A 15792-nucleotide genomic window follows, 5' to 3' on the forward strand; every position below is an offset into this window, starting at 1 on the left:
CGAGACGGTCGTGGCTAGGCCTGCTCTCCTGTGACCTTAGCCCAATCCGCGTCGAAGCGCTCGCGACCTTGGTCGGTGAGCGGGTGGCGCAGGCACTTCTTGAGTGCGGCGAAGGGCACAGTTGCAATATCTGCACCAAGGAGAGCCGCCTGTGTCACGTGGTTGGGCGTGCGCACGGAGGCCGTGATGATCTCTGGACCGTCCTCCTCGTCCCAGTAGCCGTAGGTGTAATTCTTGACGCACTGCACCACGGTTGCGAGCTGCTGGATGCCGTCATCGCCAATGTCATCGAAGCGGCCAACGAAGGGGCTGATGTAGCGGGCGCCAGCAGAGGCGGCGAGAAGCGCCTGAGGAGCCGAGAAGACAAGCGTCATGTTGACGCGGATGCCCTCCTTGGCAAGCGTGTGCGTGGCGGGCAGGCTCTCCTCGCAGATGGGGAGCTTGACGACGATGTTGGGCGCGAGGGCGGCAAGGCGCTCGCCGTCGGCAATCATGCCCTCGGTGGTCTTTGCCTGGGACTCGGCCGAGACGGGCAGCCCCTCGCAAAGCTTGCAAATCTTAACCATGTGGTCCTCGAAGTCGGCCAGCTTTCCGCCAGTCTTTGCATAGAGCGACGGGTTGGTGGTAACGCCGGCGAGAACCCCCCAGCTCTCCGCCTGCTTGATCTCGTCCAGGTCCGCTGTGTCAATAAAGAACTTCATGACGATCCTCCCTCAAATTGCCATGTGGACCGCAAATATGCGGCATATTCCATGCTATGCAGAGTCCTCGTGAATGAGGCGTACCTCCCGCCCACCTGTCGGCTTCAGTCCGTGAACGCCGTGAGGTATGCAGGTTAGGTGATGCGAGAGCGGTGCCTCGATAAACGGAGCGGCCGCGCGGGGCAACGCACACGCGAAGACCCACACGGCCGCCTTTCCGGCATCTATGGTCCTGCCCTAGACCTACTCGCCCATCTCCGCGCGGGTCTCGTCGATGATGCGGCGCACCTCGGCGGCATTTGCGGCGATCTCGTCCGCGGAGCCCTTGGTGAGCAGGCTTCCCATGCCGCAGGTGTCAACGCCGGCGCGCACCCACTCGGCAAGGTTGTCGAGGTTGATGCCGCCGGAGGCCATGAGGGGCATCCAAGGCGTGGGGGTCTTGAACAGCTTCACGAGCTGGACGCCATAGGTGTTGGAGATGGGAAAGCACTTGATGAACGCGGCGCCCATCTCGAGACCCTTGTTCGCCTCGGTCATCGTGGTGCAGCCCGGCGCGTAGGGGACCTGGTAGAGGTTGCACACGCGCGCGACCTCCTCGGACTCCATGTTGGCCACGACGAACTCGGCGCCCGACATGATGGCGAGGCGGGCGGTGGCGGCCTCCATCACGGTGCCGGCGCCAACGCACATCTTGTCACCGTACTTGGCCTTAACAGCGGCAATCACGTCGCCGGCATTAGCGTTGGTGTAGGAGATCTCCATTGCGGGCACGCCACCCCTGACCAGGCCGTCCGCGATCTCCAGGCCGCGCTCGACGGTCTCGACCCTCACGACGGCGAACGCGCCGATCTGCGCGAGTCTCTCGGTGACCTTGGCCTTCTGAAGCTGCATTTTTTCTCCCTCTTTCTCGCTATATCTGCACGCTACTCGTGCGCGATGCCGTAGTGGTCGAGCATGGCGCGGACCTTCTCGTCCACCTCGGGCGTGGTCTCCGCCACGGGCCTCCTGGCCGGGCCCACGGGGACGCCGGCGAGCTCGAGAGCGCGCTTGAGCGTCTGGGGCGTGGAGCCCATGTGCAGGACGTCGCGGATGGGCTCGACGTCTGCCTGGTAGGACGCGGCGGCCTCGGAGTCGCCCTCCTCGAGGGCGCGCCACAGCGACACGACTACGTTAGTGATGAGGTTGGCGGTACCGGCGATGGCGCCTGAGGCGCCGAGCGCATGGGCGGCGGAAATCTTGCCGTCGGAGCCCACGAGCACGTCGACGTCCTTACCCCTGGCGGCCTCGACGTAGGCGGCGAGGTTCTCCATGTTGCCGGAGGAGTCCTTCACGCCCTTGACGTTGTCGATCTCGGCGACGCGCGCCACGACCTCGGGCGAGAGGTTGGTGCCCGTGGACTTGGGGATGTTGTACATGAGCACGGGAATCTTGACGCTCTCGGCGACAGCCTCGTAGTAGCCCTCGATCTCGGCATCGGAGACCTTCATGAAGTAGGGGTTGATGACCGAGACGGCTGAGGCGCCGGCGTCCTCGGCGCGCTTGGACATCTCCACGGCCTCGCGCGTGGAGCAGGAGCCGGTTCCCACGTAGACGGGCACGCGGCCGGCGACCTTCTCGATCACGAACTTCGAGAACTCTATCTTCTCGTCCGGCGTGCACACGTGGAACTCGCCGTTGGAGCCGAAGGTGAAGATGCCGCTCGCACCGCCCGCGATAATCCTCTCAACGAGCTGCTCGCCCGCCTCGTAGTTGATGGTCTGGCCTTCGTCGCGCCTGAACGGCGTGACCATGGGGACGATGACCCCGGAGAACGTTGACATGCTTGAAACTGCCTTTCTGCCTGTCCTTACGGATGGGTCTACTACTTGCCTGCGCGGATGGAGGCGCCGAGGGCTCCGCCTGGGTGCCAGGTGACGTACTTCTCGGGAGTGAGGCCAAACTCGTTCTGCAGCAGAATGGAGAGACACTGCAGCTCGATGACCTCGGCCAGAATGGAGGCGCGTGGTGGCTTGTTCATGGAGTCGCCCTCCTGCTTGACGCCTGCGACTAGTACAACGTCGCCCTGCTGAGCAAGCCAGGACTGCGGGTTGCCCGTGAGGGCGATGATCTTGGCACCATTCTTCTTGAGGCAGGTGACGGTAGCCTTGAGCTCACCGGTCTCACCAGAGTTGGAGATGGCGATCACAACGTCGCCAGGAAGCACCTGGCCAGCACTGCCGTGAACGCACTCGGTCCCGTGAAGCTCGTAGGTGGGCGTCCCGGTCGACGAGAAGAGCGAGGCTGCATAGCCGGAGACGTGGCCGGGCTTGCCGATGCCCGTCACGTGCACGCGGCCACCGTTCTTCTCGGCGTCGAGGATGAGCTGCTTGGCGGCGCTCAGGGCATCAAAGTCGATGCCAGCGACGTACTCGTCGAGCGAGGTCTTCACAATGCCGAGGAACTCCTCGACCTGCTCCTTATCAGTTGCCATTGTTTCCCCTTTCCTTCTATGTAGGAGCCGGAATCGTTCCGGCGCTACTTCTTTTCCTTGACGTGGTGACGTGCCAGAGTCTCGCAAATCTGGGTTTCCAGGGAGCCAAGCGTGTCTGCCATGAACGGGCGCGTGATGCCCACGTAGAGATAGCCAGACGGATGCTTGACCCAGTCGCCCCAGAGGAGGAGGCGAATGGAGTTGCCCTGACGCACGGTCTTGTAGAACTTGACGTCCTTGTACGTGACGACCGTGGCCTCCTTGGGATCTGACTTCTCGTAGATGTAGACGTACTTGCTGCCAAAGTCGACGACCCCGGTCTTCATGAAGAACTTGCCGAGGAACCTACCCATACGCTTTGACACGAACCACGCGGCGGTGAGCGACAGGATGAGCGCCAGGAGGAACCACACGTTGCCGGAGGCGTTGGCCACAACGCCAAACCAGAAGGTGAGGAAGAGCAAGGCGAGCACCGCAAGGAGGAGGAGCACGCCCTGAAGCAAGAGCCTCTTCCTGTCCTCCCCAACCGAGAGCTCAAGCTCGTCCTCGGGCAGATCGGGAATGGCTATTGGCTTGGCCATCCCGATGATGTCTCCGAGAACCGCGTCGCTCGCCCTTCTCGCCTTGTCGGCGGAGGAGTCCTGAGCGTGGCCCCCGATCTTCTGCGGACCCTTCGAAGGCTCGGTGGATGCAGCCGGCTTGCTCTTGTCGGCCTCGTCGCGCTCGACGGCTTTGGGGTTGGGCCTTGCGGAGGATGCTTTGCTGTTTTGCTTCTTATGTGCCACTGGTCTCCCTTCGTGTTGCCCACACCGGTGTCGTTGCGTCCGATGGGACCGCTTGTTCCCAGATTGGCGAAGGGGCGCCCGTGGCGTGCCGCGGGCGCCCCTGAAATCAAACGCTAGGGCTGAGTAGGAAGTGCAATTCTGGTTCCCGTACGACTAGGCGAAGAGGCTGCCGATGCCGTAGATGATCGAGCCGACAATGTTGTAGTCGACGTTGGGGAACGAGGCGCCGGCGATTCCGAGCGAGGCGAACGCAGGATAGAGGATCAGCGGGCCGGCGCAGAGGAAGATGCCAACGAGGAACGAGCCGAGCAGGGCGCCACGCCAGCCACCGTAGGCATAGCCGCAGACGCCGCAGGTGCCACCAGAGAAGAAGCAGATGCCGGCAGCAGGAATCATGATGGTCGGGCTGTGGAAGGCGACCATGAAAGCCATGGCAACGAGGCCACCGAGGAACGAGCCGATGAAGCCGATGATGACGGCGTCAGGCGCGAACGGGAAGATGGCGGGGCAGTCGACGGCAGGACGGGCATCGGGGATGAGCTTCTCGGAGATACCCACGAAGGCTGCGGTGATCTCGGCGATGAACTGACGCACGCCGTAGATCAGGACGGACATGCCAGCGGCGAACTGGAGGCCAGCGAGGAACGGCCAGATCCACCAGATGTCGTTGCCGAAGTAGGAGGTGAAGGGCTTGCCGTTGGCAAGGGTGTCACCAAAGTGACCGGTCACGAAGCAGGCGATGGTCACGATGTAGAAGAGCACAATCATGAACAGGGCCACGGAGAAGACGAAGTCACGGAAGAGCTTGAAGAACTCGGGGAGGTTGGCCTCCTTGACCTCGTTGTTCTCGATCTCCTTCTCGTTCTTCTTGGCGAAGAGCTTGCCGCAGTAGCCGGAGAAAGCGTAGCCGATGCAGTTGAAGTGACCGATGGCGAAGTCGTTGGAGCCAGTGAGCTTCTCAACGAAGGGCTGGCAGAGCGACGGCAGGGCAGCGCCGCAGAAGCCGAGGACAACGCCGCCGCAGATGACGGTGACGGCGATGGGGGCGCCCAGGGCGATGAAGACCAGCGCGAGGACGCAGGCGAAGTACAGGAAGTGCTGACCGGTCAGGAAGATTGCCTTCCAAGGGGTGATCTTGGCGAATACGAGGTTCATGACGAAGCCGAAGACCATGACCAGGGCGACCTCGGTGCCGTAGGTGTCAAGCGCGAGAGAGGTTGCGACCTCGACCTGCGTCACGACGCCCTGCACATTGAAGGCGGTGGAGAACATGGCGCCAAAGGTGGTGATCTGTGCGGACATGGCGCTGGAGCCGATGTTGAAGATCATGAAGCCGATGATGGTCTTGACGGTGCCGGCAAACGTATCAACCGCCGACTTCTTCTGCAGGAGCAGGCCGACAAGGGCGATGATGCCCATAATCAGCGCTGTGTCCCTCATCTGCATGAGGAATGCGTTCAGCATGTGATAATCCTTCCGATGAAACTGCGGGTTCTCCCGCTCGTGTGGTGCGTTGTCCTACCCAGCTACGTGTTTGCTACCTGCGGGGCTCCTCGCCCTTGTGCTCGTCGAGCCACGCGTGAAGCTTCTCGCGAATCTCGTTCTTGTCGACGAGGTTCTTGATGCCGACCGCAGAGGGAACGCGGGGATCCTTGGAGAGCTCATCGGTAAGATCAATCATCGTGATGACGAGGTCACCGCGGAAGCCGATGATGGAGTCGAGGTTGCCGTGCTCGGTCTCGATGGGGAGGTTGTCCTCCTTGATGACCTGGTCGCACTTGATCTTGAGCATCATCGAAGAGCCCATGCCAGCGCGGCAGCACACCAGAGCATGATACTTGCGGTCCATTACATACCCCTTTCCTTAGCGTGGACGAGGTCCACGACTTCCTGAGCGTTCTTGCAGGCATCGAGCTTGGTAAAGAAATCCGGATCGGAGAGAAGCTCGACCAGCGACTGAAGGGCGCTCAGATGCGAGTCGTTATCCTTAGCGCTGAGCGGGAACAGGTACTTAACCGGATCGTTGTCCTCGCTGCCAAACTCGACGGGATTCTTGAGCGTCACAATGCCCACGGCAGACTCGAGAGCACCGCTCTCGGGGCGAGCGTGCGGGAGCGCCACGTGCTCCGTGATCACGATGTACGGACCGAGCTCGTGGACACCCTTGATGATGTCATCGACGTAGCCCTCGGTCACTTTGCCGTTGGCAACCAGGGGAGCCGTTGCCTTGCGAATGGCATCCTCCCAGTCGCTCGCCTCGACGTTGAGCTGAACTAGGCTCTCATCGAGAAGATCGCTGAGCATGCAACCACCTACCCTTCCTTGAATCTCGGGCAACCACGTACGGCCACCCCTCAATGACCGTTCGTAACTGTGACACTAAACGAACACCTTCGCAACTAATTTTTCATATTCTCGGCGCAAATTTTCCCCAATTTCGTCCAACGGTCTAATGAATCATTGTGCAGCCATGCTATCTAGCTGCGGTTTTTCATATTTTATTGAATGATGTATCACTAAATAGTTATGTATATGTAACTATTTTTATGTAATTACGAACGAAATTTACGAACGATAAAGCATTGTTCATCTTATTGCTATAAGCGAAAAATATAGGTATTAGAGCATCAATCTTTATGTTCGATTGACTATCAATAGACATTTTCACTTCGTATAATTGATTCCGCCAGCGCAGTGTTATGGAGGGCGGAGGCGGACATGAAGAGAAGCAAGGCCTATATTGCCGCTCGCAGGGATGCCATAGTCGCCCTTCTCGAGCGAAAGGGTCAGGTGGGCGTGGCAGAACTTGCCGACCACTTTGGCGTCTCGACCCTCACCATACGGCGCGACCTTGATTATCTGGAGGAGCAGCACGTACTGTCGCGGCAATACGGCACCGCGACATTACTCAATCCTCTCGGGCGCCCCTCGGGCTCACGCCAGATTCGTGCCAACAAGGCAATTGCACGGGAGGCGGCCAAGCACGTCAACGATGGCGACTGCATCTTCATCAACGCCAGCTCCACGGCACTTTCCATCATCTCGTACATCACGGCGCAGGACGTAACCGTCATCACCAACAACGCGAAGGCGCTGCTCCTCACCGAGCGTCCAAATGCGTCGATCATCCTCACTGGCGGCGAGATACGACCGCCAAAGGCCTCTATGACAGGGGAGTTTGCACTCGAGTGCGTGAAGCGCATAACGGCAACTAAGTGCTTCCTTGGGGTGACGGGCCTCTCCCCCACCTATGGCCTTACCTCCGCAACCGCCCCCGAGCCCGCAGTCAACGCGATGATGCTCGAGCGTTCACGCGTGCACGTGATAGTTGCGGACTCTTCGAAGATTGGGCAGACATCGAGCTTCCAGTTTGGATCCACCGATGAGGTCGACCTGCTCATCACGGATTCCGGCGCTACCGACGAGCAGGTTGAACAGCTTAAGGAGTATGGCGTTTCGGAGGTCATACGGGTCGACCTTGGTCCCAGCTCGATGCAGCTCGCCGAGGATGAGGCGGAGCTGCGGGAACCCTAGAGGTGCCTAGCGCTTCTCGATGCTCTTGAAGCCCTCCCCATATACCTCGTGAACCTCAGCGATCACCACGATTGCATCGGGGTCCGTCTCGGCAACTATTTCTTTGAGGTGAGCAATCTCACCGCGCGAAAGCACGCAGAAGAGGACGGGCCGCAGCTCACGGCTCCACATGCCCTTTGCCTCAAGCTCGGTGCAGCCACGGTCGAGCTCCACCAGAATCTGGCGGGCGATTCTCTCGTGCTTCTCGGAGATGATGTAAGCGGCGCGTTGAACGCGTGGGCCATCCACCACGGCATCGACCACGCGTCCGCAGATATACATCGCAACCGCGGCATAGAGCGCGTTCTCTATCGAGAAGACCGGCGCCGAGAGAGCGACGATGGCGCCGTCGACTACAATGGCCATGCTCCCAACGGATGCCCCCGTCTTTCTCGCTATCAGTTGGGCGATGATGTCGGTCCCGCCGGTGTTGCCACCCGTTCGAAAGACCATCCCAAGGCCAACACCCGTGATGACGCCGCCCCACAGCGCGCAGAGAAGGAGGTCTCCCTCGCCCAGAATGGGAACGAGGGGAACTATAACGTCGGTGAGCACGCCCGAGACAATGATTCCCGCTGCGGTGAGAACGGCGTAGCGTTTGCTCCCCGACTTGACCACGTAGGCAAAGAGCAGGACGTTCATGACAATGGACTGGATGCCCACTGGAAGGTTGACCCCCACCTGAAGAGCAAGGGCATGAAACACCGTTGCCAGGCCCGTAATTCCACCAGCAGCCAAGCCGTTAGGGATCTCGAAGCAGTCGAGACCAAAAGCAAAAAGGAGCGAGCCAAAGAATATGAGGGCGGCGTCGAGCGCCACCTCGCGCCAGCTGAGCTTTCTCACTGCTCCGGCCTTCCGGCAACCACCCATCTGTGATAGGCAATGATGAACTTGTCGAGGTCGCCGTCCTGGAGGACCGAGTCAACATTGCCGGTCTCCATTCCCGTGCGCAGGTCCTTCACCAGCTGGTAGGGATAGAGAACGTAGCTTCTGATCTGGTTGCCAAAGCCAATCTCGTGCTTTGGCCCGCGAAGCTCGTCGAGCTCGGCAGCGCGCTTCTCAAGCTCCATCTCATACAGGCGGCTGCGAAGAATCTTCATCGCAAACGCCTTGTTCTGGAGCTGGCTTCGTTCGTTCTGGCACGTGACAACCGTACCGGTTGGGATGTGCGTGATGCGCACGGCAGAGTCCGTCGTATTGACACCCTGGCCACCGTGGCCGGTTGCATGATACACGTCGATGCGCAGGTCTTTGGGGTCGATATCCACCTCAATGTCATCAGGCAGTATCGGCAGCACCTCCACGCCAGCAAATGTGGTCTGGCGGCGCTTCTTCTCGTCAGTGGGAGAGATGCGCACCAGGCGATGCACGCCCTGCTCGGCGCGAAGCATGCCGTAGGCGTTGTGTCCATGCACCGTGAAGGTGGCATGGTCTATGCCGATGACCTCCGCCTGAGGCGCGTCGTTCACGTCTACCGTCCAGCCGCGCCTGTCGCAGTAGCGTAGGTACATGTGGAAGAGCATGTCGCACCAGTCCTGGGCCTCAAGACCACCTTGACCAGGTGTCACCGTCACAATTGCGTCACCGTGGTCGAGGTCATCGGTGAACCAGCTGGAGAGCTCAAGCTCGGTGAGGTCATGCTCGAGGGAGGAGGCAATCGAGGCGGCCTCGGCGAGAAGGTCATCGTCTGAGGTCTCCTCGCCAAGCTCGAGAGCCGCGCGCGCATCCTCTAGCTTTGCGCGAGCCGCATCGATGCCGGCAACGTCGGACTTTGCAGCTGAGAGGCGCGCCATGGTCTCGCGAGCCGCATTGGCATCGTCCCAGAAGCCTGGTGCCGTGCTCTCCTGCTCGAGCTGTGCGACGGTCCCCCGCAGCTCGTCAACATGGAGGTAGCCCTCGACCTCGTCGAGCCGTGCGGATAGGGCGTCGAGTGCAGAGCTATCAATGTCGGCCATGGCTACCTGTTCCTGCCGTGGCAGTTCTTGAACTTCTTGCCGCTACCGCAGGGGCAGGGGTCATTCCTCCCCACGCCAACGTAAGGGTCGGGATCCTCGTCCTTGCGATAGGTGCGAGGCTTGCCGGCGCCGGCGTTGGCATTGCCGTTGCCGCCCTGCTTACGCGGTGCGTCTGCGGCAGAACGGCGTGCAGGCACACTGTGGTCACCATCGACCTCGGCAGGACCTGAGTACTGGGCACCGCGCAGCTCATCGGAGAGTGCCTCGTCATCCCCCTGGGGCTTAGCAGGAGCCGTGGGCCGCACGGCGATCTCAATGCGGAGAATGGTGCGGAGAAAGTCCTCGTACATGGTATTGACCAGCTCGGTAAAGGCGGCGTAGGCCTCGCTCTTGTACTCGACGAGCGGGTCGCGCTGGCCATAGCCACGCAGGCCAATGCCAGTCTTGAGATAATCCATCTCCTGCAGGTATGTCATCCAGCGCGTATCAATTACGCGAAGCATAACCTGGGCCGAGAGGTCGCTCATAATCTGGTCGCCCAGGCGCTGCTCCTTCTCCTTGTAGCAGGTGTTTACAAAGGCATCGACGGCATCGGTGATGTCTCCCTGGTCGGAGTCAACCGTGAACGTAGGTCCGTCGGTACGGCCCGTGAGGTCGCGCACCCACTTGTCGAGGCCTGCAAGATCCCACTCCTCCGGATCGGCCGTCTCGGAGCAGTACTCGTTCACCTTGCGTTGGACGGTATCGTAGGTGACCTCCTCGACGTGGCTCATGAGGTCCTTGCCGTCCAGGATCTTGTTGCGCTCCTCGTAGATGACCTGGCGCTGCTTGTTCATAACGTCATCGTAGTCGAGGACGCTCTTACGCATGGCGAAGTTGACCTCTTCGACCTTGCGCTGGGCGCTTTCAACCGCGCGCGTCACGAGCTTTGACTTGATGGGCATGTCGTCGGGCATGTCGTACTTGGTCATCATCGCCGAGATGCGGTCCATGCGGTCGCCGCCAAAGAGGCGCATGAGGTCGTCCTCAAGGGAGAGGTAGAACTGGGTCTCGCCGGGATCGCCCTGACGGCCGGAGCGACCTCGCAGCTGGTTGTCAATACGACGGCTCTCGTGGCGCTCGGTACCAATGACGGCAAGGCCACCGGCGGCAACCACGTGCTCGCGCTCCTTATCGCAGATTGCCTTCGCCTTCTCGAGGGCGGCAGCGCGCTGTTCCTCGGTGGGTACGACTGGCTCCTCGCCCCCCTTCACTGGTGCATAGAAGCCCTGCTCGCGAAGCATGTCCTCGGCCATTGCCTTGGGGTTACCGCCAAGAAGGATATCCGTACCACGGCCAGCCATGTTAGTTGCAATGGTTACAGCGCCCTCACGGCCCGCCTGCGCAACGATCTGCGCCTCGCGCTCGTGGTACTTGGCGTTGAGGACGTTGTGCTTGATGCCACGCTTGTCCAGAATGCGAGAGAGGCGCTCTGAGTTCTCGATCGAGACAGTACCCACAAGACACGGCTGCCCCTTGGCGTGGCGCTCGGCCACGTCATCGGCGACAGCGTTGAACTTGGCAGCCACTGTCTTGTAGACAAGATCGTCGTGATCCACGCGAATGACGGGCTTGTTGGGCGGAATCACCTGCACGGGGACGTGGTAGACCTCGCGGAACTCTGCGTCCTCGGTCATGGCAGTACCAGTCATGCCCGAAAGTTTGTCGTACATAAGGAAGTAGTTCTGGAGGGTGATCGTGGCAAGCGTCTGGTTCTCTTCGCGCACGAGGACGCCTTCCTTGGCCTCGATTGCCTGGTGCAGGCCCTCGGAATAGCGCCTACCCTCCATGATGCGGCCCGTGAACTCATCGACAATCTTGACCTCGCCATCGACAACCACGTACTGCTGGTCACGGTGGAACATGTACTGCGCCTTGAGGGCCTGCTGGAGGTGGTTCACCAGCTGTCCGGAGGGATCGGCGTAAATGTCATCGATGCCAAGGTTGCGCTCGATCTTCTTGAGGCCCTCGTCAGTCGCAGCAATGGTGTGCTTGGCCTCGTCCATCTCGAAGTCAACGTCTGGAGTAAGGCCACGGACCGCGCGGGCAAAGTCCTTGTAGGTACCTGCGGATTTGGTTCCCGCGCCAGAGATGATAAGCGGCGTGCGCGCCTCGTCGATAAGGATGGAGTCAACCTCGTCGACGATCGCATAGTGATGCCCGCGCTGAACACGAAGGCTTGGCCGCGTAACCATGTTGTCACGCAGGTAGTCAAAGCCAAACTCGGAGTTTGTGCCATAGGTAACGTCTGCCTGGTAGGCAGGCTTCTTTAGGTTGAGCCTCATACCATTCTGGAGCAGGCCTACTTTAAGGCCCATGAAGCGATAGATCTGGCCCATCCACTCGCTGTCTCGCTTGGCAAGATAGTCGTTCACAGTCACAATGTGTACGCCCTTGCCCTCAAGAGCGTTGAGGTAGCCAGCAAGCGTTGAGACCAGGGTCTTGCCTTCGCCGGTCTTCATCTCGGCGATGGTGCCGCGATGCAGCGCGATGCCGCCAATAATCTGCACGTCAAAGTGACGCATGCCCGTCGTCCGACGGGACGCTTCCCTCACGGCAGCAAATGCCTCGGGGAGAAGGTCATCGAGCGTCTCGCCGTTTTCGATGCGCTCGCGGAACAGCTTTGTTTGGCCGCTCAGTTCCTCGTCGTCCATGGCGCTAAAGCGCGGCTCGAGGTCGTTGACATGCGCGGTGATGCGCTGGTATTCCTTGAGGTCCTTGTCGGCTCCAGCGGAAAGCAATTTGGAGAGAAAGTTTGGCATGGGCAGTCCTTCATACTGTTTGATGGGCGGTGACTATCCACCGGCACATGCATTTTTCACTTTACCCATAGCAAACTCACCGTGGTGGCGAGGGGCATGGTCTCACTAAAAGCGCACTGTATTCTCGGTGTTAATCGTGGGGAAACCAAGCTCGTATAGGCGGATAGGAAATTAAGTCCCCTTCGGATCGAGCGGCGGGGCCACCTTTTGCCCCATTCCCTTTTGCGCTCATCGCCTTCCGGAGACGCTTGGAGGGCGGCATGTGTGTCCTATCGACAAAGCGAACGGCAAACCTCTTGTAGCGCTGCTCGGCTTCGAACACTCTGCCACTTGCCCTTAATGCCTGTATGAGAACTTCAACGGCATCTTCGCGCAGGTCATCCACGGCTGTTGCCGCATCGGCAAGCCTGGCGGATATCCTATATCTGCCAAGTCTCAAGGCGGCCTCTGCCCCCGCGACCATAGCGTCAACGTAAAGCTCGCGAAGCTCCTGCCGGCGCGCCACAACATATCCCATAAAGTCCCGCGTGGGCACAAAGAGGTCCCCCGTATAGAGCTTCTCAGACCTTATGGCGGCATCCAATACACGCATGTCATCTCCCTCAGATGCCAGGGCTTCCCTGGCGGCCTCCTCAAACTCCAAGAAATCGCATTCGATGACTGCAGGATCGAGCGAGACAGACCTGTCGCCCCTACTTGAGAGGAAGGGGTCAAATCCCGGCGCCACTGCCGAGATTTCCTTTCTCAACGTACTCGTTGCCTGGTAAATCTTGTCAAGACCTGCTTTGTAGTCGCAATCAGGCCAGAGCTGCTCAATGATTTCGTACCTCTTTGCTGAGAGCTTTGGATGCAGGGCAATAAACACCAGCATCGCCTTGGTGGCACGTCGGTCGATATGCCATTCAGGCACCTGTTTACCATCAACGTTGAGCGAGAATCCACCGAGAAGACCAAGCTTCAGCCTAACTCCCAATGCCGCCTCGGCAAGTCCTTCATCATCACAACGGCCCGCAGGCTGTCTTCTCGGACGCACGGTAATGCTGGAGGTTGACTGGAGCAATGGAATCGGCGGAATCGCAGTCGCCCAAGTATGGGGAATTAGGTTCCTCAGACGCTCGGGAACATCGCCTTTCCCCGAGAGCAAAACCCTAAGGAGCCAGATTTCGTCACTGGGTAGGGCAGCGCCTCCACGTATTCGCTGCGAATCCTGCAGGTCTTCGTCTCCGCCAAGCGCAGAGCGCACAAGCTTGGCAACAGCAGAGAGCTCCCCAGTATCGCATGTGTCCTCCCAATTGGGTGGAACCGCGCCAATGCCCATGCTCGAACCCGCAGCTGCACAACACAACACATTGGCTTCCGCTTCAAGATGGGCAAACCCTGCGCGTCCCGCAGCCCCTGCCGCAATAGCGCTTCGTAGTCCCGCGCTTCGATAATCGCCCTGCACATATTCGACCGCGGCACCCATCATGAGGGCAGCCACGCGAATCAGCTCATTTCCTGACCGCTCTGCTTCACTTACCAGGGCATCTATGGACGAGAGGTCGCACGAGCCATGCGCAAGCGCGTCGAGCGCCAATAGGAACGTCTCTTCATCCCTGAGAGCCGAGTAGCCATCTCGCATGAAGAACTCTCGCGCCAAGGAGTCCGAAATGCAATCGCTCATTCTGTCATCCCCGAGAAGAACGCAGGCAATAGCCATATCGAGCCGCAACAGCGCAGTCGCAAGCGAACCCTCCATACTTGAAAACACACGCGGCCCCACAAGGCGCTGGACAGCGCCCGGGCGTCCATCGCGCAGCAGCTGAACCGCCTGCAAATGCGCAGCAAGACCAATGGGTTCCGCGACATCATCGCCGCGCGAGGAAACACTCTCGCCAGCAAGCACCGCACGGCACCCCAGGAGGAGTGCATCCGAAGGCGTCACGCCAGCGAGAGAAGGCAACTCTGACCGCTCCTGCGAGGGTATAGTCTCGGGCAGTCTAAACCCCGGATCCCCAAGAGCCGATAGAACCACTTCGATAGACGCCGCGCGCTCAGTAGTTATGAGAGACCGGGCTTGCGCCTGCCCAACTAATCTCCGAATAAGAGCAACCTCCCCAACGTCAATGAATTCCTCAGCGTGCCCAAGGATCACAGAGGCAGCCGCCTCGGAAGAAGAAATGCGCGCAATGGCGGCTGCCCTATCAAACGCGCCCCTCTCAACCAGCACTCTAAGCGCCGAGTCAAAAAGCGCTGACAAGGGAGCTACCTTTGGGGAAAGCGAAGCGCTGCACGCATTAACACCATCGAGAGTGTCAATCCCAAAACACCTAAAAGATGCGTCATGACAAGAGATTCCAAAGAGAGGGGCACTCTCTTCAAGGCCGGCAGCAATCTCACTTGGATCTATGCACGTCACGCTTGCAACGTCGTCAAACGTCCCACTACCAAGGAGAAGCATGGCGAGTCGCGTCGATATCTCTTCATCGAGAAGGCCGGGACGCAAGGTTGCACCAACGAGGTGCTCAAGCGCTTCGAAATACGTACTACCCGCAACAAGCGTATCGACATGAGAGGTGCCGTTATCACGAAGCAGTGCACTAACAAGCGAGGGAATGCCACCAGTAAGAGAACGTACATCATAGAGAGGATCACTTGGCCCAAGCTCAAGGACGTCGCCAACGAGAAAGTCACTGGAGGTAAGGCGAATTGCACCAGAGAGCCTTTCTGCGAGTAAATCGTCTTCTGGCAGCAGGCTAACGGCAACGGATGCTCCAGAAGTTACCATTCTTGAAATCGAAGCGGCCTGCCGATCAACAACAGATTCATCGCCCGCAGGCACATCATCGAGAGCGACTCTGACAGACTTGCCAGCAAGGCACTCCCTCTCAACCTGTCGAGCCAAACGGGCGAGCCGACGAGCAGCCGAGATGCCATCAATACCATAAAGCCGGAGAAAGTGCGTGGTTGAAGAATTTCGCCCTTCGCTGACGAAAGACCTAAGAGCGGTTGACTTTCCCATCCCTGGCTCAGAGCACATGACAAGCAGATCTGAAGTTCGGGGTTCGGATAGAAATGAAGACACCAAGCGTGGAGTAAGGCCCCACGAGGAAAGTCTCCTAGAAATGCAGTCCGACACCTCATCAACGGGCACAACGGCAGGACGGCGATGGACTTTGATAGACATAGCTCAACACCTCACCCTTCCAAATGCTCTATGGGAGGGCGGTACACAAGAACGGTCACCACCCCCCAATGGAAACCGGTGACCGAAAACTATCATTGATATGTCGAGCGTACGAGAGAAACCGGATGAACGGCAAACAAATATTGTCAGAAAGCTGCAAGCAAGCCGTAAGGCGGACAGCGACTCCCACTATGCCTAATTAATGGGCCGCGGCCCGGGTCGGGCGCGGCCAAGGCATGCGGACGAGGGGTCAGGCGAAAAAGGAAAGGGGCCCCGCGCTCGGCGCGGGGCCCCTCCTGTGGCGAAAACGCCCCCAGTCGGCCAGCGGCGTCCTGGTCTCC

General features: G+C 59.6%; 13 protein-coding genes and 1 pseudogene. 1 reads left to right on the forward strand and 13 read right to left on the reverse strand.

The features are described 5' to 3' along the window. Positions 1 to 14: 14 nt before the first annotated feature. The 8 genes from AUL39_RS10555 to AUL39_RS10590 all read right to left on the reverse strand — a co-directional run bounded on the left by AUL39_RS10555 (position 15) and on the right by AUL39_RS10590 (position 6260). On the reverse strand, positions 15 to 701 hold the full coding sequence (locus AUL39_RS10555; protein ID WP_032111298.1) for a transaldolase family protein: 687 nt from the start codon (positions 699 to 701) through the stop codon (positions 15 to 17). Between the two features lie 243 nt (positions 702 to 944). Then, positions 945 to 1592 (reverse strand): beta/alpha barrel domain-containing protein, encoded by a 648-nt coding sequence (locus tag AUL39_RS10560; RefSeq protein ID WP_059056058.1) that lies wholly within the window; start codon positions 1590 to 1592, stop codon positions 945 to 947. Between the two features lie 32 nt (positions 1593 to 1624). After that, positions 1625 to 2521 (reverse strand): dihydrodipicolinate synthase family protein, encoded by an 897-nt coding sequence (locus AUL39_RS10565; RefSeq protein ID WP_059056060.1) that lies wholly within the window; start codon positions 2519 to 2521, stop codon positions 1625 to 1627. Between the two features lie 41 nt (positions 2522 to 2562). Further along, positions 2563 to 3171, reverse strand: a complete 609-nt coding sequence (locus AUL39_RS10570) for an SIS domain-containing protein (RefSeq protein ID WP_032111300.1) — start codon at positions 3169 to 3171, stop codon at positions 2563 to 2565. Between the two features lie 44 nt (positions 3172 to 3215). Then, positions 3216 to 3956 carry a hypothetical protein gene (locus tag AUL39_RS10575; protein ID WP_059056061.1) on the reverse strand — a complete coding sequence of 247 codons (741 nt, stop codon included), beginning with the start codon at positions 3954 to 3956 and terminating at the stop codon, positions 3216 to 3218. A 153-nt stretch (positions 3957 to 4109) separates the two neighbouring features. After that, a complete protein-coding gene (locus AUL39_RS10580; protein WP_059056063.1) occupies positions 4110 to 5420 on the reverse strand; it encodes a PTS ascorbate transporter subunit IIC in 1311 nt (436 codons plus the stop codon). Between the two features lie 73 nt (positions 5421 to 5493). Further along, entirely contained in the window at positions 5494 to 5805 is a 312-nt protein-coding gene (locus tag AUL39_RS10585; protein WP_059056065.1) for a PTS sugar transporter subunit IIB, read from the reverse strand. Beyond that, complete coding sequence (locus AUL39_RS10590) at positions 5805 to 6260, reverse strand: PTS sugar transporter subunit IIA (protein ID WP_059056067.1); 456 nt, start codon at positions 6258 to 6260, stop codon at positions 5805 to 5807. Before AUL39_RS10590 ends, AUL39_RS10585 begins: the two co-directional genes overlap by 1 nt. Before the next feature lie 414 nt (positions 6261 to 6674). On the opposite strand from AUL39_RS10590, the gene AUL39_RS10595 reads away from it, so the two are divergent. Continuing rightward, on the forward strand, positions 6675 to 7490 hold the full coding sequence (locus tag AUL39_RS10595; protein ID WP_059056068.1) for a DeoR/GlpR family DNA-binding transcription regulator: 816 nt from the start codon (positions 6675 to 6677) through the stop codon (positions 7488 to 7490). A gap of 6 nt (positions 7491 to 7496) precedes the next feature. On the opposite strand, the gene AUL39_RS10600 is transcribed toward AUL39_RS10595, so the two are convergent. The 5 genes and pseudogenes from AUL39_RS10600 to AUL39_RS10615 form a co-directional block, all read right to left on the reverse strand. After that, positions 7497 to 8372: a YitT family protein gene (locus tag AUL39_RS10600; RefSeq protein ID WP_235810853.1), complete on the reverse strand. Its 876-nt coding sequence runs from the start codon at positions 8370 to 8372 to the stop codon at positions 7497 to 7499. Then, entirely contained in the window at positions 8369 to 9484 is a 1116-nt protein-coding gene (gene prfB / locus AUL39_RS10605; protein WP_059056072.1) for a peptide chain release factor 2, read from the reverse strand. Before prfB ends, AUL39_RS10600 begins: the two co-directional genes overlap by 4 nt. Before the next feature lie 2 nt (positions 9485 to 9486). Beyond that, entirely contained in the window at positions 9487 to 9789 is a 303-nt protein-coding gene (locus tag AUL39_RS11670) for an SEC-C metal-binding domain-containing protein (protein ID WP_408033263.1), read from the reverse strand. 5 nt (positions 9790 to 9794) lie between these two features. Further along, positions 9795 to 12285 (reverse strand): annotated as a pseudogene (gene secA / locus AUL39_RS10610) (preprotein translocase subunit SecA); the annotation flags it as partial. Positions 12286 to 12415: 130 nt separating this feature from the next. Continuing rightward, a complete protein-coding gene (locus tag AUL39_RS10615) occupies positions 12416 to 15418 on the reverse strand; it encodes an AfsR/SARP family transcriptional regulator (RefSeq protein WP_235810854.1) in 3003 nt (1000 codons plus the stop codon). Positions 15419 to 15792: the final 374 nt, after the last annotated feature.

Source organism: Tractidigestivibacter scatoligenes, assembly GCF_001494635.1.
GTDB classification, from domain to species: Bacteria; Actinomycetota; Coriobacteriia; order Coriobacteriales; family Atopobiaceae; genus Tractidigestivibacter; species Tractidigestivibacter scatoligenes.